This window comes from Pseudomonas sp. HD6515 (genome assembly GCF_024971855.1).
Classification (GTDB): domain Bacteria; phylum Pseudomonadota; class Gammaproteobacteria; order Pseudomonadales; family Pseudomonadaceae; genus Aquipseudomonas; species Aquipseudomonas alloputida.
In genome coordinates this window covers 2609762-2628401 of record NZ_CP079827.1, presented here as the reverse complement: position 1 = coordinate 2628401, position 18640 = coordinate 2609762, and the positions used below count along the sequence as shown (strand labels likewise).

The window sequence follows — 18640 nt, the reverse complement described above, 5'->3', positions numbered from 1 at the left end:
ATGATAAATATATTGTCATGATGCCAATCTTCACAAATTGTTATTGAACTACCTTATGAAATCCACCTGCAGGTGCATGCTCAGCAATCAGTGGAAACCGGCTGCTTCAACAACAACACATAAGCCATCGCAGCAACCGCGGCCACGGCGGCACTGATCAGGAATGCCGAAGCGAAGGACCCGGTCTGCTGAATGCTGAACCCGGTCACGATGGGCGCCACAGAGCCTGCCAGGTAGCCGCCGAAGTTCTGGATCGAGCCAAACGAGGCCACGCGCTGGCTATCGACCACGGTGTTGGCGATCATCCATGCGGTAGAGCTGGCCATGTTCACGCTGAACAGCGCGCAACACAGCAGCGCCACGCTGAGCAGAAAGCCGCTACCGAACGACAGGGGAACGGTGAATGCGGCCGCCGCGAACAACGCAGTCACGACAACCCGCTTGCGGCTACCCAGCACACTGGCACCGTTCTTCACCAGGCGGTCGCAGATGCGGCCCGCAACAATGGTGCCCAACGCGCCGAACACATAGGCCAGTGAAACCACCCAGGCGGTCTGGTACAGGCTCAAGCCATGCTCGCGCTCGAAGTAGCCTGGCAGCCAGGTCAGGTGCAGCCACAGCATGTAGATCACCCCCATGAAGCCCAATACTGCGCCCCAGGTGCTCTTGTGGCGGAACAGTTCGGCCCACGCCGCCAGTTGTGCCTGCACACTGGGCCTGGCGCTTGGCACCGCCTGTTTATGCGCCTGGGCCGCCAGCAGTTGCTCACGCGCCTCGGCAGGCAGTTCAGCCAGGTACCGCGCCTTGCTTTTGTAGAAGGCGAACCAGCAGGCGGCAACCAGAATGCCGAACACTCCGGTGACGATGAACATGCCGCGCCAGCCCCAGGTGACCATCAGCAGCGTCAGCAACGGCGGCGCCAGACACGGCCCGATGCAGGTCGATGACAGCACGATGCCGGTCGGCGTCCCCCGCTTCTCGGCCTCGAACCACTCCGCCAGCGCCTTGGCCGCCGACGGGAACATCGGCGCCTCGCCGATCCCCAGCACCACCCTGAGCCCGATGAATGCAGAAAAACTGTTGATCAGGCCAGAAGCCGTCTGTGCCACCGACCAGCCCAGCAGGGCCGCCCCCAGCGAAATCTTGCTGCCCAGGCGGTCGATGATCATGCCCAAGGGCAGTTGCGAAAAGGCATACGCCAGGGAAAACGCCGACAGCAGAATGCCCATCTGTGACGGCGTGATGCCCATGTCGCGCTGGATGGACGTATTGGCAATCGACAGCGCACTGCGGTCGACGTAGTTGATGATGCCGATCACCAGCAACAGGCTGACGGTGATGACCTGGTACTTTCTGAACGGGTTCGAGCTGGCGACCGCTTCAGGTTCGCGGGCAAGCCCGGGTTGCGCATATTTGGTATTCATGGGCGTTCACTTTTGTTGTTATTGGTTAAACAGCAGGTAACGGCTTACATGGACGCTTCAAGCAGCCACTGGTAGTCCTCGGCAGATGCCTCACGTGGGTTGGTGCGGTGGCTGTGATCGGCCAACGCACCCTGGACGATGCGCGGGAACAGGTCCGGGTTGACATCCAGTTCGCCAAGGCCGGTCGGCAGGCCTAGCGTACGGGTCATGTGGCGAATGGCATCTTCGATCTGGCTGTCATCGGCCAGCCCCATCGCCTGGGCGATGCGTTGCATCTTGTGTTCACTCACCACCGTTTCGGCCGTGCGGTTGAAGCGAATGACGGCAGGCAGGAAGATCGCATTGAGGGTGCCGTGGTGCAGGCGCGGGTTGATCCCGCCCAGCGCGTGGCTAAGGCTGTGCACGCAGCCCAGGCCTTTCTGGAAGGCCAGCGCACCTTGCAGCGATGCGCTCATCATGTTGATGCGCCCGTCCAGGTCGCCCGGCGCGCGGGTGGCTCGTTCGATGAAGCGCCAGGCCCGCCACAGGCCGTCCAGGGCAATGCCGTCGGCAGGCGGGTTGAAGGCAGGTGCCATGAAAGTTTCCAGGCAGTGGGCAATCGCGTCCATGCCGGTGGCAGCCGTGAGTTGTGCCGGCAACCCGAGGGTCAGTGCCGGGTCACAGATGGCGGCCTTGGGCACCACATGGGGCGAGATCACCCCCACCTTGCGCCCGTCATCGAGTATAAGGATGGCACCGCGCCCGACTTCGCTCCCCGTGCCGGCGGTGGTCGGCACGGCAATCACCGGCGCAGTTGCCGGGGTGATCCGGGCCAGGCCGCCCTCGATCACCGCAAAGCCCTTCAACGGGCCGTCGTGCCGGGCACACACAGCCACCCCCTTGGCCAGGTCGATTGCCGAGCCACCGCCAATGGCGATGATGCCATCACAGCCATATGCCTTGAACATGGCCACGGCCTCACGCACGGCATGCTCGTTGGGATTGGGTGGCGTACCGTCGTAGATCGGCAGTTGTGCGGTGTCGCTGGCGAAGGTGTTCAACGCCGTATCGACGATACCGGCGGCACGCACGCCACGGTCGGTCACGATCAAAGGCCTGGTTATACCAATGCGCTCACATTCGGCGGGCAGGCAGGCAATGGCACCGATATCGAATTGGATCTGGGTGATGTAGTTGATCAGGGACATAAGGCTTGGCAGGCTCCTGGCTTTATTGTTCTGGGCGTTTCAGCCGCACTGGATGCGACACTGTGCAGCGCCAGTATAGGAATGCGCGGCTGGCCATGGTATTGAGAACAATCCATATCGGTATAACCAGGACGAATACCAGATGACCCCATCGCTCAATTCGATCATGTCCCGCCTGCACGCCCGCCACCTGCGCTTGTTGATCGAGTTGGACGAGCACCGCTCGCTGCTCGGTGCAGCAAGCAGCGTCGGGCTTACCCAGCCTGGTGCCAGCAAGGCCTTGCAGGAAATCGAAACCACCTTCGGCACTGTGCTGTTCAACCGCACCAACCGAGGCCTGGAGCCCACGGCCGCCGGACACTGCGCCATCCGCTACGCACGCCTGTTGCAGACCGATATCGCCAACCTGCGGCACGATCTGGATGCGATCCTGCGTGGGGTCGGCGGCCGGCTGGCTGTGGGGGCGATCATGGGCGCGGTGCCGTTGCTGATGAAGGCGGTGTCACAGCTGGCCAGCATCCAGCCGCAGATGTCGTTCGAAATCATCGAAGACACCAGCCAGTCGCTGCTGACGCAGATCGAGAGCGGCCGCCTGGACATCGCCCTGTGCCGCACCAGTGTCAGCAATACGCCGCAGCTGTTCGCCAGCACCTTTGTCCAGGATGAGACACTGGCGGTCATCGCCAACATCGACCACCCGCTCAAGCATGCGCCAAGCCTGAGCCTTGCCGACCTGGCCGAGAGCCGCTGGATCGTCTACCGGGCCAACATGCCCATGCGCGTGCAACTGGAGCGCGAATTTCACGATGCCGGGCTGCGCTTCCCGCTGCACCTGGTTGAAACCACTTCGATCCTGGCGACCTTGTCGCTGTTGCAAAACCGTCCTGACTTCGTTGCACTGGTGTCGATCGACGTGGCCCAGCAATGTGCAATGAATCAACAGGTCAGCATACTGCCCTTGAGCATGGGCTCGGTCAGCGACCCCTACGAGTTGGTAACCCGTAAAGGCAGCCAGGCAACACCGGCCATGGACACGCTCACCGAACTGCTGCTGTTGCAGGGCCGACAGCGCTGCGACAGTTAATGCGGTTTCCTGGCAGAAGCCACTGGGAAGTCCAGGCCGAAAGGCTAAGGGTCAAGACGGTGATGAGGCAGCCCTGAGTCATCAGCCTTGCAGCTACACCGGCAGTTCGGTGGTCAGCTTGATTTTTTCCATCGGGACTTCGGTCTTCACGTTCTGGACCACGCTCAGGCTGGTCAGGTGCGCCACCTGGAAGCGTCGATAGGCCTCCAGGTCTGCTGCCACCACCCGTAGCATCAAATCACAATCGCCCGCCATCACATGGCACTCCACCACTTCGGGCAACTGGCGCACAGCCTCGACAAATGCGTCCGTGGTTTCCTGGTCCTGACGCTTGAGCCATACCCTCACGAACAGGGTCAGGCCTAGCGAGACCTTGGCCGGGTCCAGCAGCGCCACATAACGCTCGATCACCCCAGCCTCCTCCAACAGGCGTACCCGGCGCAGGCACGGCGAGGCAGACAAGCCAACCTGTTTGGCCAGCTCCTGGTTCTGCAACCTGCCGTCGCGCTGCAGCGCCCGGAGGATACGGCGGTCGATGGCATCTAGCTTGATTGGCATTGAAAAACCTATTTTTCGATATTGTCGGTAGCAAATGCCAAATGCTCTGCCCATCAGCGCAACTGCGCAAGCCAATTTCAGTCGTTAATTGGAATAATTTGCCTCCATTGGAGGTGACCATGAATGCCCTTGAACCTGTACTGAACGACCCACCCGCCACCACGCCGCACACCGAACTGCGCCGTGGCGCCGTTGCCGCCCTGCCGGTATTGCTTGGGTTCATCCCCTTTGCCCTGGTACTCGGTGCGCAAGCTTCCCAGCAGCAATTGACAGCCGGCGCAGTGGCACTGATGACTGGCCTCAACTTCGGTGGCGGCTCGGAGTTGGCCGCAATCGAGCTGTGGACCTCACCGCCAGCAATCCTTGTGATTGTTGCCATGACCCTGCTGATCAACAGCCGCCACCTGCTGATGGGCGCGACGCTGGCGCCTTGCTTGAGCCACCTGCCGTTGCCCAAGGCATTAGGAGCGCTGTTCTTCATGTGTGACGAGAGTTGGGCCATGGGCCTGGCCGATGCACGCCAGCGTGGTGGCTTCAGCCTGTGCTATTTCATGGGCGTGTCGCTATCCCTTTGGATCACCTGGGTCACCTTCACCAGCCTTGGCACGCAGATCGGGCCATTGCTCGGGGACCTGCGCAGCTATGGCTTCGACATGGCCTTCGCCGCGGTCTTTCTGGTACTGCTCAAAGGCCTGTGGAAAGGTGTACACGCTGCCCTGCCATGGTTATTCAGCCTGTTCACCGCAGCGCTGTTCTACCTGCTGATCCCCGGTGGCTGGTACGTGCTCGCGGGCACTGTAGCCGGCCTGGTGACCGCCTATTTGTGGGCCAAGCCATGATTGACGTTGCTACGCTGGTCACCATCGTGGGCATGGCCGTGGTCACCTACCTGACCCGTGCGCTGGGTTTTTTACTGCTGCGCAACCGCCCCCTGGGCCCGCAACTGACCCAGGTGCTGAACGCCGCGCCCGGCTGCGTGCTGATTGCCGTGATCGCGCCCAAGTTCGTTTCCGGGCACCCGGCCGACCTGATTGCTCTGGGGCTTACCGTGTACGCCGCTGCGCGGTTTTCCCTGTTGCCGGTGGTGGTATTTGCCATTGTCGTGACGGGGTTGCTGCGCGTGCTGTTGCCGGCATGACCTGCCGCTACACCTACACGCCATTGACCCAGATCAAGCCCTCGCGCCGGGTTCGCGCGACGATGGCTGCACGCAAGGAATGACTCAAGTACCGACAGGTGCACAGCGCGCAAGGTTTACCGCTTGATCGCAGTGCGCGCCTTGACCAAGGAGCCCCACATGAACCCGATGAAACACATACTGGTTGCCACCGACCTTTCCCCACATGCCCGCAACGCCGCTGAGCGCGCTGCCTACCTGAGCGATGCGCAACAGGCCTCGCTGGACCTGCTCTACGTTGCCAACCCGGCACCCTTCGAGCGCCTCAAACAGTTGGTGACGCCTGATGACGATCTGTTGAAACGCGTACTGGATAGCGCAGGCGAGAAAACCCATGCACTGGCAGCGCTGCTGTTCCAGCGTTACGGTATCTCCGCTGGCGTGCAGGTCGCCAGCGGCTCGGTGATCACGGAGATCAACCGGGTGGTGCAGGACAAGCACAGCGACCTGCTGGTGTGTGGGGCCAGGGGCCAGAGCGTGGCGCGGCGCCTGCTGCTGGGTTCGACCGTGCAGAAACTGCTCAACCGCATGCCCTGCCCTTTGCTAGTGGTCAAGCCGGCCCCTCGTGATGCCTACCGCACCGTGCTGGTGCCAGTCGACTTTTCGTCCGTTTCACTGCGCACCCTCGAATTGGCCAAGGCCATTGCCCCGCAAGCAGAGATCATTCTGCTGCATGTGTACGAAGCCCCGTTCGAAGCCAGCGTGCGCTTCGCCCATCTCGACCACGACACCCTCACCCACTACCGCAATGTCATCCGCAAGGATGCACAAGTACAGCTCGCGGCGCTGAGTGAGGCTGCCGGCCTGGCCGATGCACGGCAGATCCTCGTGCACGGCGACCCTGGCTGGCGCATTGCCGAGCAGGAACAGGAGCTGGAGTGCGACCTGATCGTGGTCGGCAAGCAGGGGGCAAGCGCGCTGGAGGAACTGCTGGTGGGCAGCGTCACCAAGCATGTATTGAACGAATCGCAGTGTGATGTGCTGGTAACACCCTAGGCTGCATGAATGTTCTGCACTGCCGCCTGTTGCGCCTATCTGGGTCAAACCACCATGGCTGGCCTTGCCTGCTGACGTGCGGGCTTGGGAAGAGCTCCTCCCGCCCACAGCATTCGCGAGTGGGGCGTCATTGCTGAGAGCAGCGGCTCTACGCAAGACGTTTCATCGATTGCACTGATGATGACTATCGAGCGGCCTGCCTGTCGGCCAGGCAAGGCCGCCTCTACAATCCCCTGCAAATCCCCCCGCTCCTGCGCCTGCTACAGGCGAGATCCCTCATGGAACCTAACCCATGCCAAGCAACAGCCAGGCCCCTCGCGGCCTTCCCGAACATAGCCAACAAAGCGTGACCCAGCAATGGCTGGCAATCCTCTCGGTAGCCGTGGGTGCTTTCGCCCTGGTCACCAGTGAGTTCCTCCCGGTGGGGGTGCTGAACGATGTGGCCAGCGACCTTGGCATCAGTGCAGGCCTTGCCGGCCTGATGGTGACCCTGCCAGGGATCATGGCTGCGTTAGCCGCCCCGTTGATTTCCGTAGGCGTCGGCGCGCTGGACCGGCGCTACCTGCTGATCGGCCTGACGCTGATCATGATCATCGCCAACGCCATCGTGGCCTACGCCGGCGACTTCAACCTGCTGTTGGTCGGCCGTGTGCTACTGGGTATCAGTATCGGCGGCTTCTGGGCGACAGCCATCGCCCTCAGCGGCCGCCTGGCACCTGACGGGATGGGCGTAGCCAAAGCCAACTCCATCATCATGGCGGGCGTAACCCTGGCGACGGTCGTGGGCGTGCCTGTCGGCACCTGGCTGAGTGGCCTGATGGGCTGGCGCATGACGTTCCTGGTCACTGCACTGGTAGGCGTACCGGTGCTGCTGGCACAGGTGTTCCTGCTGCCGCGGCTGATGCCGGAAAAGGCCATCCGCATCCGCGACCTGCCGGCGTTGTTCATCAACCCGCAAGCACGGGTCGGTTTGATCGCCGTGTTGCTGATCGGCCTGGCGCACTTTGCGGCGTATACCTACGTCGCACCGTTCTTCAAACAGAATGCCGGCTTTGACGGGCCTACGATCGGTTCATTGTTGCTGCTGTATGGCGTGGCCGGCTTCATGGGCAACATCTTCGCCGGCTTTGCGGCCAACCGCAGCGTGCGGCATACCCTGATGCTGGTCGCGCTCATGATCGCAGTCAGCACCGCCCTGTTCCCGCACTTCGCCACCGGCATGACGGGCGCCGCCATGCTGATCGCGCTGTGGGGCTTTGCCTTCGGTGCGTTCCCGGCCTGTGCCAATATCTGGATGTTTGTCGTGGCGCCCAAGGATGTCGAACGTGGCATGCCGCTGTTCGTGGCCCTGTTCCAGGTGATCATTGCCGTGGGCTCGTTCTTCGGCGGGCAAGTCGTAGACCATATGGGCACTGCGGTACTGCTGAGCCTGGCCACGGCGCTGGTGGGCTGTGGCTTTGTGACCGTGCTGGTGCTGGGGCGCAACGTCAGTAACGATCTGGCGGCGCAGCCAGGTTAAGCAGCCGCCCAGGGCGGCTGCGCAAAGCTTGAGGCCGTGAAACCGAGGCGCCTGCTTCGCGGACAAGCCCGCAGGTACCGTACGGCCCCAGGCGCTTGCATTAGCTGCAATCGCCCCGCTCGGGCTGGCGTGGTTGCCTGGCGCACATCACCTGAACCTCGGCGCCACGGGCCCTGGCCAGCAGCTCCTCGGTGTCATCGCCACCGGGCAAGGCAAGCAACAGGTCAGGGCGGCTGTCATTGAGCATGAACAGGTTGCGCAAGCGTTCGGCCTGCTTGCCGTGCAGCTGCCAGTTTGGCGGGTAACGCACCAGATCGGCGCCATGCTCGCGCGCCCAGCTTTCGATTTCCCCTCCAAGAAACTGGCTGCCACCGTGGATCAACACCCGGATCGGCCGCTGGCGCTGGACGTCGTCCAAGGCCTGGCGGCAGCGTCGGGTGTCGGCGTAGTTGCGTCCTGCACAAATCAGTACTCGCATGGTCTGCTCTCCTTGCATCGCTCAGAACCACTGGCCGAAACGGCGGATATAGAGGGTCTTCATGGCCTGGGCGACCACGCAGTAGCTCAGCAGGGTGGCGGCCAGCCAAGGGAAGTACTCCCACGGCAGCGGCACCAGGCCAACCATCGCGCCCACCGGGGAGAACGGGATGTAGATACCCAATGCCATGACCAGCCCCGTTGCCAATACCACCGGCAATGCAGCGGTGCTCTGGAAGAACGGTACCTTGCGAGTGCGCAGCATGTGCACTACCAGCGTCTGTGACAGCAAGCCCTCGATGAACCAGCCAGACTGGAACAACGCCTGCATTTCGACGCTGTTGGCGGCGAACACGTACCACATCAGGGCGAACGTGGTGATGTCGAAGATCGACGACGTAGGACCTATCCACAACATGAAGCGGCCGATGTTGCGGGCATCCCATTTGCGTGGCTTGCTGAGGAACGCCTTGTCCATGCGGTCCCAGGGCAGCGACAGCTGGGAAAAGTCATACATCAGGTTTTGCAGCAACAAGTGGATCGCCAGCATCGGCAGGAACGGAATGAACGCACTGGCCACCAGGACCGAGAACACGTTGCCGAAATTGGAACTGGCGGTCATGCACAGGTACTTCATGATGTTGCCGAAGGTTTCGCGGCCTTTGAGCACGCCCTCCTCGAGCACCATCAGGCTCTTTTCCAGCAAAATGATGTCGGCCGATTCCTTGGCGATGTCGGTGCCGCTGTCCACCGAGATACCGACGTCAGCATCGCGCAGGGCGGCGGCATCGTTGATGCCGTCGCCAAGGAAGCCCACGGTGTGACCATTGGCCTGCAGGGCCTTGAGCACCCGTGATTTCTGCAACGGGGTGAGCTTGGCGAAGACGGTGCGCTCCTCCACCTGAAGCTTCAGGGTGGTGTCGTCCATGCCCTCGATGTCCTGGCCGAGCAACGGCTGGCCTGGCGCCAGGCCCACTTCACGGCAGACCTTGGACGTGACCACCGGGTTGTCGCCGGTCAGTACCTTTACCTGCACGCCCATGTCGCGCAAGGCGGCAATGGCCGGGCCGGCCGTTTCCTTGGGCGGGTCGAGGAAGGTCAGCAAGCCCTGGATGACCAGATCGCGCTCATCTTCGGTGTGATACTGCGCCTTGCCTTCGGCCGCCGGGATCTGCCGGGTGGCAACCACCAGCACGCGGAAGCCGTCCTGGTTGAAGGCATCGACACTGGCCATCAGCTGCTGGCGGCGGCACGGATCGAGGGCAACCACCTTGTCGCCTTCCTGCACATGGGTGGCGATGGCGAGCATTTCCTCGACCGCCCCTTTGCTTACCAGCAGGTGATCGCCCAAGGCATTCTTCACCACCACTGACAGGCGGCGGCGGATGAAGTCGAACGGCAGTTCGTCGACCTTTGCGTAGGCGTAAGGCGCCTGGAACTGGCGGTCCTGGCCGGCGAAATGCAGCACGGCCTGGTCCATCAGGTTGCGGATGCCGCTTTGGTGATGGCTGTTGAGCCAGGCCAGCTCAAGGATGCGCTTGTCGGTTTGGCCGTCGAAGCGCACAGAGTGCTCGAGGATGATCCGATCCTGGGTGAGCGTGCCGGTCTTGTCGGTGCACAGCACGTCCATGGAGCCCAGGTTCTGGATGGCGTTCAGGCGTTTGACCACCACCTTGCGCCGGGCCATGGCCACGGCGCCCTTGGCCAGGTTGGCGCTGACGATCATCGGCAGCATTTCCGGGGTCAGCCCCACTGCCACGGCAAGCGCGAAGAGGAAGGCATCACCCCAGTCGCCTTTCACCACACCGTTGATCATGAACACCACCGGCACCATCACCAGCATGAAGCGGATCAGCAGGCTGCTGACGCTGTTCACGCCGCGGTCAAAAGCGGTCTGGCTGCGCGAACCGGCAATGGCCTTGGCCAGCGAGCCAAAATAGGTGCGTCGGCCGGTGGCGACCACCACGGCGCGGGCGCGGCCACTGACCACATTGGTCCCCATGAAGCAGATGTTCGGCAACTCGAGCAGGTTGTCCTGATGTACGCCATGCTCGGCGGCGGACTTCTGCGCGACATTACCCAAGGTGTCGTACTTTTCGACCGGCAACGCCTCGCCAGTGAGCACGGCCTGGCTGATAAACAGGTCACGCGCTTCGAGCAGGCGGATATCGGCGGGAATCATGTCACCTGCAGAAAGCTGCACGATGTCGCCGGCCACCAGTTCGTCCATGGGCACTTCGCGCAGGCGCGGGGCTTGCCCGATCTGCTCGCGGCGCAACACCGTGGCAGTACTGCGCACCATTGCCTTGAGCGCGTCGGCAGCCTTGTTCGAGCGGTACTCCTGCCAGAAGCGCAGCAGGCTGCTGAGGTTGACCATGGTCATGATGATGATGACCTTGGTCAGGTCGGCATCGTCTGCTTCGCCTGCGCTGACCGGCAGCCAGTAGTCGGTGACAAAGCTGATCCCGGCCAGGGTCAGCAGTACATAGATGAACGGGTTGTTCAGGGCCTTGAGCAGCTGCACCAGGGCGTGGGGTTGCGGGTCGTGGGCAACCTGGTTGGCCCCATCGCGCGCCAGGCGCTTGGCGGCTTCGTGCTCGGTCAGGCCCTGTTCGCTGGCATCGAGGTTGGCGAGGGTGACCGCCAGGCCATTGCGCGCTTCACGGGCGGCGCGGGTGGACAGGCGGGTTTCGCGTTCGGCCTTGGCCGATGAGGTGTTACGGTGTTTGACAGTCATGTTGCTGTGCTCCTGCCGCTGCGGCGGCACGACACACAGACGTTTCACTCAGGCGGTGAACGAAGGCATGTCGGGTCGCTGAATAATGCTGGTTCTTTCCGACAGTTGTCTGTCCGCTGCCGAGAGTCGGAAGTTGTGTCGGCAGCGAACTTTCTACTCGCGCAATCCATGGTTTGATTCCTTTTCATAAACACAGGGCAATAGTTATCCCGCGAACTTTTAACGTGAAAAGTTCGAGCACAAAGATACCGTTCAATATCTTTTATTCAGTGAGAAGTGCGGGGCTCAAGCGTGCATGAAGACGCGCCAGCACCCCGCAACTACTTGGGGGGTGCTGGTGGTGGTCAAGGTAGCCGTGCAGACGCCGCGGCCAGGCGCCGGCCTGTTGCGGCGCAAGGCACGCAGGCTGGCGATGTGAAACGAATGACGTGAGGTTCATGAGCTTGCCTCCAACCGGCCAACACCGGCGGCGGCAAGTCACGGCGGAGCATCAGGCTCTGGCGCGGCTTGCCCGACCAGGGTGTCGGGACCGGTGTTCCGGTTCAAGTGCCTGACCAGGCCATTTGGCAAAGGTCAGGCAGCGACGAGATACTGTGTCCATTGAATTCTTCAGTGAAGGGAAAAAAGGCCCCGCGCTCGGGGCGGTCGAACTTTATTCAAGCGTAGTATCGAAGTCAACCCGCAAGGGGAACTTTAAATAAGTTTAACCTTATCTTAATGTTCCACGCAGGCGCAGCGCCTCAAACCTTGAACCGCCCCACCAACGCCGTCATCTCCCCCACCAGCCCCGACAACGCCTTGCTCGCCTCGCTGGTCTGCTGCGCACCCGCCGCGGAATGGTTCGACAGTTCGCGGATGTTAAGCAAGTTGCGGTCTACTTCCCGCGCCACCTGAGCCTGCTCTTCGGCCGCACTGGCAATGACCAGATTGCGCTCGTTGATTTCGCCGATCGCACTGTAGATGCCCTCCAGCACTTGCCCCGAGGCCAGGGTCACGTCCAGTGTCGACTGGGCGCGGTTGGTGCTGGCCTGCATGGATGCCACCGCAGCTTCGGTCCCCGCCTGCACGCTGCCGATCATCTGCTCGATTTCCTGGGTCGATTGTTGCGTGCGATAGGCCAGTGTGCGCACCTCATCCGCCACCACCGCAAAGCCGCGCCCGGCCTCACCGGCACGGGCCGCCTCGATGGCAGCATTGAGCGCCAGCAGGTTGGTCTGCTCGGACACCGAGCGGATCACTTCCAGCACCTTGCCGATGTCCCGCACCTGCCCCACCAACTGCTGCAGGTGCGCACTGCTGGTCTGGATCTCGCGGGTCATGGCTTCGGTGCCGTCGATGTTTTCGCTGACTTGCCGGCGGCTTTGCGCGGCCAGCTGGTTGGATTCACTGGTGGTTTGCGAGGTGGTGATCGCGTTGCGCGCCACCTCCTCCACTGCCGTGGTCATTTCGGTCACGGCAGTCGCGGCCTGCTCCAGCTCCTGCCCCTGCTGACGCAGGTTGTTGGCGCTTTCCTCGGTGACCGCGTTCAACGCCGAGGCGGCGGCGTCCAGCTGCCGGGCACAGTTGTTGATCTGCCCAAGGGTGTCGCGCTGGCTCTGCTGCATGCGCTGGAGCTCATGGAACAGTTGGCCGATTTCGTTGTTACCCTGCCCTTGCACCGGCACACTCAGGTCACCACTGGCAATGCGCTGGAAATGCCCACCGGCTTCACGCAGGGGGTGCAACACACGCTGGGCAATGAACGCCCAGCACAGCACCGCCAGCACCACGGTCATGCCCAGCAGGCACAGGCTCAGCAATTGCGCCCGGGCCAGACGCCGGTCGGACTCGAGCATGATTTGCTGGCCACGTTCGCTCAGTGTGGTCACCAGCTGCTGGCGCAGGGTTTGCAAACGCCCCATGGCATTACCGGCATCGCTGTTGACCTTGAAGTACTGCTCCAGCGAACGCTGGCGGGTCGCTTCACGCTGCCCCGCCACCGCCTTGGCGTATTCGGCAAAGGTAGCCTGCAGCTCGGTTGCCAGCACGCGAAGGGCGGGTTCACGGGCGTTTTCGACAAATTCGTCGACCAGCGCCTGGCTCTTGTTGTTCAGCTCCACCGACAGCGCCATGCGCTTGCCTGCACTCTCGTCATGGCCACCCAACTGCTCGATAAAGCCCGAAGACACGTTGGCGCTGGAGCGAATCGCCATCAGCAACGCATTGTTCAACCGGTCCGACTGGTGCGCAGTCTGGTCCAGTTCAGTGATCTGCTGGTCGCTACCCACGGCAGCCCACCAGGCACTGGCCGTCGAAAACAGCAGGGTCAGGCTGAACAGCGACAACACCCAGAACATTCCGGTGCGAATTTTCAGGTTGGCAAGCATGCGGGCAGTACTCCTTGTTGGCACCACTTCTGATCGAAGATTCGAGGGTGGGTGTGCTGCTATCGGAGGTGCTGGCGCAGGCTTGAGGCGCCGTGATGCGGTTATGTGCGGTAACCGAACGGAATGCGTTGAGACCCAGAGGCTTCGCGACCCTCGGGGGCGGAACCCTCTTGCACAAGTCCTGAGGCCAGCGCGATCACTGTGGGAGCGGGCTTGCCCGCGAACACGGCCGAAGCCCGTGCCATCCCCTGTCGCGACAGAAGGCCGTGCCTACAGCCACCGCGCCTTGCCAATCGCTTTCGCGGCGTCTGCCAGGCGTTGGGTCGCCTGCCGGATCTCATCCGCATCCAGCGAAGCAAACCCCAGGCGCAAGGCATTCTCGGCATGGCCAAACGGTGAAAACTGTCGCCCACTGCGCACCACCAGGTCCCGTTCCAGCGCTTTGTCGACCAACTGATCCACGTTGATCTCATCGGCAAACCTCACCCACAGCGCCAGGCCACCTTCTGGCGCCTGCACGCTGATCTGTTCGCCGAACGCATCGCGCAAACACCCCAACAAAGTCTCGCGCCGGCGCCGGTACTCGCGGTTGACCCGGCGCAGGTGCTTCTTCAGTTCGCCATCATTGATCAGGTCCGCCAACATCTGCTGCATGACTGCATCGCCCTGCCCCAGGGTCAACATCGCCCTGCGTTCCAGCACGGTTGTCACTTCCACCGGTGCCACGATATAGCTGCAACGGAACGTGCTGCCCAAAGGCTTGGACAGTGAGCCAATGTAAATCACGTGCCGCTGCTGGCGGTCGCTGGCCAACGGCAGATAAGGCCGCCCGGCAAAGTGGTGTTCGTAGTCGTAATCTTCTTCGACCACGCAAAAGGCATGCTGGCGCGCCAGCTCCAGCAACTGTTGCCTGCGCCCGGCTGGCAGGCTGACCGTGGTCGGGAACTGGTGATGGGGTGTTATGTACATCATCCGCACCTTGTGCTGCCGGCACAGGGCCTCGAGCTGATCGACCCGGCAGCCCTCATGGTCCAGCTCCACGGTCACCAGGCGGGCACCCAGCTGACGGAAGATCTCCCAGGCAGGGGGGTAACTCAGGCGCTCGACCAGCACAACGTCACCCGGCTTGAGCAACACACTGGCCACCAGGGACAGCGACATCTGCACCCCCTGGGTCAGGCAGATATGCTCGGCGCCCACGTTCAGGCTGCGATTGTGCCGCAGCATGTCGGCCAGGGCGCTGCGCAGGTAGCGGCTGCTGCACTCGCTGCCGTGGCGCACGCTATTGCTGCTGAAGCTGCTGCGCAAGGCATTGCGGTAATAGCGGTGCAGTACAGCCTGCGGTAGCAGGCGGTGGTCACAGGCGCCGTTGTCGAAGAACAAGGCCCCTGGCCGGCCTTGTTGGGCTACAGCCTGTTCGTTCGCCTTGAAGTAGGCAACGGCAGGTTCCTCTGGCAGCGCCAGGGCAAAAGGCCGCACGGCACCGCAAACGGCCGCTGTGCCAGGCGCCAGCTGTTGGCTGACAAAGGTGCCCCGGCGTTGCACGCTTTGCAGCCAGCCTTTGGTTTCGGCTTCCTCATAAGCAAGGATCACGGTCTTGCGATTGACGTTCAGCAGTTGCGCCATCTCCCGCGTGCCCGGCAACGGCGTGCCAGGGCGCAGGCGACCCTCGCTGATTGCGGCCACCAACCCTTCGACGATCTGCCGGTACGAAGCTTGTGCCCCATCGAGTTTGAGCAGTGGCTGCCATTTACGAAGCTGGACCATATGAAATATCCAAAACTGGAGGTTCTGCTGGTCCTGGACTATAGCAACAATCGAACCTCCATTTGCCCCGAGGTGCTCATGCAAAGCCGCCACGTCATTGAAATTTCGCCCTCGGGCAAAACCTTCGAAGCCAGCCAGGAGCTGCTGCTCGACGCCATGCTCGCCAGCGGCCTGCCGGTACCCTTCTCCTGCCGCCGCGGCGCCTGCGGCTCGTGCAAGGTCAAGGTGGTGTCGGGGCAGCATCAGGACAAGCAGCGGGATGCGGACACGCCGCCGCCTTCCTACCCCTTGGCCGCCGACGAGATGTTGCTGTGCCAGAGCCACGCCTGCAGCGACATGCGCCTGGAAATACCCGGCTGGTCACTGGACGCACCCGCACTGGAAACCCAGGCACAGGTGGTTGGCAAGCGCGCGCTGAGCGCAGATATCGTCGAGCTGGTGTTGCAACCTGCTCAGCCGCTGGAGGTGCGGGCGGGCCAGTACATGCGGTTTCAGTTGGACAACGGCGACAGCCGCTGTTTCTCCATTGCCAACCTGCCTGCCCAGGCACAAGGGCAACTGGTGTTTCACATCCGCAAGGTCAGCGGCGGCCTGTTCACTGAAGGTTTGCTGCCCACCCTGCAAGCAGGTGCAACGGTAAAGCTCGAAGGCCCGCTGGGCGCCTGTACCTGGCAGCACGATGACCAACGCCCGCTGATCCTTTTCGCCACCGGCACAGGTTACGCCGGCATCAAGCCGCTGTTGCTGACAGCCTTGGCCGGCGATGCCGACGTCACGCTGTATTGGGGCGGCTCTTCGCCGGCGGATTTTTATGATCGCGAATTTCTCGACGTGTCCAGCCGTGTGCACCCGCACTTTCGCTGGCAACCGGTGCTCTCGGCCCAGGCACGTATACAGCAGGTGGCGCTCAGCCAGACACATCGCTGGCACGAAGCCCAAGTCTATGCCTGTGGCAATGCCACGATGATCACCCAGGCCCGCGAACAATGCCTTGCAGCAGGGGTAAAGCCCCATCGCTTTGTCGCCGAGGCCTTTGTCGCCAGCGGCGCACTGACAACGCAGGCTTCCTCAGCCAACCCGCTGCACCCTGAGCTGGAAAAGGTCGGCCCGCGTTATTCGCTGGACGGCATGCTCGCTGCCCGCGAGCAGTCGGTGCGGGCCGTGGCCGCCATTGCCAGCCAACTGCAAGTCGGCATGACCACCGCCCAGGCACTGGAGATGGCCGCGCATACCCTGCAGGCGATGGGCGCCTCACACACCTGGCACCCCACCTACATCCGTTTTGGTGACGATACCGTGCGTACGCCACGGCAAGGCATTGACCTTCAACGCGTGTTACGTACCACGGACATCGTCGTTGTCGACGTTGGCCCGGTTTGGGATGGCTATGAAGGTGACTATGGCGATACCTTCGTGTTTGGCCAGCACGCCCTGCACCACGCCTGCGTGAAGGCACTGCATGAAGTGTTCGACGAGACCCGCCAGGCCTGGGGCCGCGGGTTGACCGGACGTGAACTGTATGACTTCGCCGAGCGCAGTGCCCAGGCCAAAGGTTGGCAGCTGGAGCGCAACTTGGCCGGGCATCGCATCGCTGACTTCCCGCATGTGTTGTATAGCCAGGACAAGCTGGCCGAGGTGGAGATTGTCCCGAGCGAGGTGGTGTGGGTGCTGGAGATACAACTGTGCCACCCTACCGAACCTGTCGGGGCATTCTTCGAAGACATCCTGATTGGCGAACGCAAGCCGGGCGCTGCCAGGGCAGCTTGATACCGCATCAGCCCTTGAACCCGTAACAGGTTAAAGTGGGCAGCAGAAGGACACCCGACAAGGACGATTACCATGCAAGTACGCACGCTCACCCCTGACGACCTCCCCCAGGCCTGCGCCTTGTGCATGGATACCTTCATGCAGGCAGTTGCGCCCACGCTGTCGGCGCAAGGTATCGAGACCTTTACCCAGGTGTCAGCACCCCAGGCGTTTGCCGAGCGTATGCAAGGTGGCAACCTTATGCTGGCGTGTTTTGTCGAAGGTGCTATCGCGGGGCTGATCGAGCTCAAGGAAGGCCGCCACGTTGCGATGCTGTTCATTGCACCAGGCCTGCAACGTCAGGGTATAGGCAAGCGCCTGATGAACGCAGCACTGGAGCATGCCAGCGCTGAGGTGGTGACGGTAAAGGCATCACTGTCTTCTGTACCCGCCTACCAACGCTACGGCTTCACCCTGGCAGGCGACGTGGGTGAGTTTGCCGGGCTGGTGTATCAGCCGATGGAAAAGCGCCTGCCGACCCAGCCAGCGTAGGAGCAACCTGGAGTCGCGACAGGGCCGCAAAGCGGCCCTGGCAATACTCTGTCTCAGCGCGTAGCTGGCAGAAATCCGCTCGCGAGGCACCCGCCGACCCCGAACCGACCAAGGGTGTGGCGGCTTGTCAACCCGCCATCAACCGTTGCCGCTTCAGGCGCCGAGCGAACACAGCACGCTTTGCAGCTTGTCTCGGGTGGTATTTGTGCACGCCTGCATGGGCTCGCGCAGCTCGTCTGCAATCAGGCTTTGCAGCTGCAACGCCGCCTTGACCACGGCCGGGTTGGGCTCGGCAAAGGCCACTTTGATCCAGGGCAGCAACTGGTAGAACGTACCACGCGCGGCGGCCCAATCACCGCTGTCAACCTGCTCCACCATGCGTACGTAAAGGTCGGCGCGCACATGTGCGGAGGCTGAAATGGCCCCTGCCCCACCCAGGCACAGGTTATTGAAGATCTGCAGGTCTTCACCGGCCAGCACCTGGGCGTGGCCGTCCTCGATCAGGGCCATGGTCGTCTCGCTGTCACCACCACAGTCTTTCACCGCTGCAATGCGTGGATGGCGCACGATACGGCGCAGGGTTTCACGTTCGATGCGTACGCCAGTGCGGTAGGGAATGTCGTAGACGATCACTGGCACGCTGGCGGCATCGGCCACGGTGGCGAAGAAGGCTTCGATGCCAGCCTGCGAAGGGCGGATATAGCAAGGTGCGGGAACCAGCAGTCCGCCAATGTCACGTTGCTGGATTTCAGCCTGGAAGGCCAGCAACTCACCCAGGTTGTAACCTGACAGGCCCATCACCACCCTGCCAGGCTCCACCCAGGCCAGCACGGCATCCAGCACTGCCAGTTGCTCGGCCTTGGACAACGCCGCTGCCTCACCCGTGGTACCGCACACCACAAAACCGGCCACACCGTCTTCGAGCAGCTTCTTCACCAGCTTTTCCAGGCCTGGGAAGTCGATTTCATTGGCGCGCATTGGCGTGACGAGGGCGATCCAGATACCACGGAAATTCGACATGCAAAAACTCCTGATGTTGACCGAAAGTCA

Annotated in this window: 16 protein-coding genes; 8 read left to right on the top strand and 8 right to left on the bottom strand. The window is 62.3% G+C overall.

Going from position 1 to position 18640, the window contains the following annotated elements; translation table 11 throughout:
* Nucleotides 1-80 precede the first annotated feature (80 nt).
* Nucleotides 81-1424, bottom strand: a complete 1344-nt coding sequence (locus KW568_RS12045; RefSeq protein ID WP_004574217.1) for an MFS transporter — start codon at nucleotides 1422-1424, stop codon at nucleotides 81-83.
* Nucleotides 1425-1468: 44 nt separating this feature from the next.
* Nucleotides 1469-2611, bottom strand: a complete 1143-nt coding sequence (locus KW568_RS12040; protein ID WP_004574218.1) for an iron-containing alcohol dehydrogenase — start codon at nucleotides 2609-2611, stop codon at nucleotides 1469-1471.
* Nucleotides 2612-2753: 142 nt separating this feature from the next.
* On the opposite strand from KW568_RS12040, the gene KW568_RS12035 reads away from it, so the two are divergent.
* Nucleotides 2754-3695, top strand: coding sequence for a LysR family transcriptional regulator (locus KW568_RS12035; protein ID WP_003254134.1), 942 nt, complete (start codon nucleotides 2754-2756; stop codon nucleotides 3693-3695).
* Nucleotides 3696-3788: 93 nt separating this feature from the next.
* On the opposite strand, the gene KW568_RS12030 is transcribed toward KW568_RS12035, so the two are convergent.
* Nucleotides 3789-4253 (bottom strand): Lrp/AsnC family transcriptional regulator, encoded by a 465-nt coding sequence (locus KW568_RS12030; RefSeq protein ID WP_004574219.1) that lies wholly within the window; start codon nucleotides 4251-4253, stop codon nucleotides 3789-3791.
* Between the two features lie 119 nt (nucleotides 4254-4372).
* On the opposite strand from KW568_RS12030, the gene KW568_RS12025 reads away from it, so the two are divergent.
* The 4 genes from KW568_RS12025 (at nucleotide 4373) to KW568_RS12010 (ending at nucleotide 7945) form a co-directional block, all read left to right on the top strand.
* Nucleotides 4373-5092, top strand: coding sequence for an AzlC family ABC transporter permease (locus tag KW568_RS12025; protein WP_004574220.1), 720 nt, complete (start codon nucleotides 4373-4375; stop codon nucleotides 5090-5092).
* Nucleotides 5089-5391 (top strand): AzlD family protein, encoded by a 303-nt coding sequence (locus KW568_RS12020; protein ID WP_004574221.1) that lies wholly within the window; start codon nucleotides 5089-5091, stop codon nucleotides 5389-5391. Before KW568_RS12025 ends, KW568_RS12020 begins: the two co-directional genes overlap by 4 nt.
* A gap of 159 nt (nucleotides 5392-5550) precedes the next feature.
* Entirely contained in the window at nucleotides 5551-6426 is an 876-nt protein-coding gene (locus tag KW568_RS12015) for a universal stress protein (RefSeq protein WP_004574222.1), read from the top strand.
* Nucleotides 6427-6718: 292 nt separating this feature from the next.
* Nucleotides 6719-7945 (top strand): MFS transporter, encoded by a 1227-nt coding sequence (locus KW568_RS12010; RefSeq protein ID WP_003254145.1) that lies wholly within the window; start codon nucleotides 6719-6721, stop codon nucleotides 7943-7945.
* 100 nt (nucleotides 7946-8045) lie between these two features.
* On the opposite strand, the gene KW568_RS12005 is transcribed toward KW568_RS12010, so the two are convergent.
* Together KW568_RS12005 and mgtA are read right to left on the bottom strand one after the other, a co-directional pair.
* Complete coding sequence (locus KW568_RS12005) at nucleotides 8046-8423, bottom strand: DUF2493 domain-containing protein (protein ID WP_003254146.1); 378 nt, start codon at nucleotides 8421-8423, stop codon at nucleotides 8046-8048.
* A gap of 21 nt (nucleotides 8424-8444) precedes the next feature.
* On the bottom strand, nucleotides 8445-11159 hold the full coding sequence (gene mgtA, locus KW568_RS12000) for a magnesium-translocating P-type ATPase (RefSeq protein WP_004574223.1): 2715 nt from the start codon (nucleotides 11157-11159) through the stop codon (nucleotides 8445-8447).
* Between the two features lie 295 nt (nucleotides 11160-11454).
* On the opposite strand from mgtA, the gene KW568_RS11995 reads away from it, so the two are divergent.
* Nucleotides 11455-11577 (top strand): hypothetical protein, encoded by a 123-nt coding sequence (locus KW568_RS11995; RefSeq protein ID WP_256212490.1) that lies wholly within the window; start codon nucleotides 11455-11457, stop codon nucleotides 11575-11577.
* 322 nt (nucleotides 11578-11899) lie between these two features.
* Here KW568_RS11995 and KW568_RS11990 read toward each other — a convergent pair whose 3' ends face one another.
* Both KW568_RS11990 and KW568_RS11985 read right to left on the bottom strand, forming a co-directional pair.
* Nucleotides 11900-13525, bottom strand: coding sequence for a methyl-accepting chemotaxis protein (locus tag KW568_RS11990; RefSeq protein WP_004574224.1), 1626 nt, complete (start codon nucleotides 13523-13525; stop codon nucleotides 11900-11902).
* A 270-nt stretch (nucleotides 13526-13795) separates the two neighbouring features.
* Nucleotides 13796-15292 carry a PLP-dependent aminotransferase family protein gene (locus KW568_RS11985; RefSeq protein WP_259538457.1) on the bottom strand — a complete coding sequence of 499 codons (1497 nt, stop codon included), beginning with the start codon at nucleotides 15290-15292 and terminating at the stop codon, nucleotides 13796-13798.
* Here KW568_RS11985 and KW568_RS11980 point away from each other — a divergent pair, their 5' ends adjacent.
* Nucleotides 15293-17059 (top strand): NAD(P)H dependent flavin oxidoreductase family protein, encoded by a 1767-nt coding sequence (locus tag KW568_RS11980; RefSeq protein ID WP_003254152.1) that lies wholly within the window; start codon nucleotides 15293-15295, stop codon nucleotides 17057-17059.
* A 72-nt stretch (nucleotides 17060-17131) separates the two neighbouring features.
* A complete protein-coding gene (locus KW568_RS11975) occupies nucleotides 17132-17590 on the top strand; it encodes a GNAT family N-acetyltransferase (RefSeq protein ID WP_004574226.1) in 459 nt (152 codons plus the stop codon).
* Nucleotides 17591-17743: 153 nt separating this feature from the next.
* Here KW568_RS11975 and dapA read toward each other — a convergent pair whose 3' ends face one another.
* Nucleotides 17744-18610, bottom strand: coding sequence for a 4-hydroxy-tetrahydrodipicolinate synthase (dapA, locus tag KW568_RS11970; protein WP_004574227.1), 867 nt, complete (start codon nucleotides 18608-18610; stop codon nucleotides 17744-17746).
* Nucleotides 18611-18640: the final 30 nt, after the last annotated feature.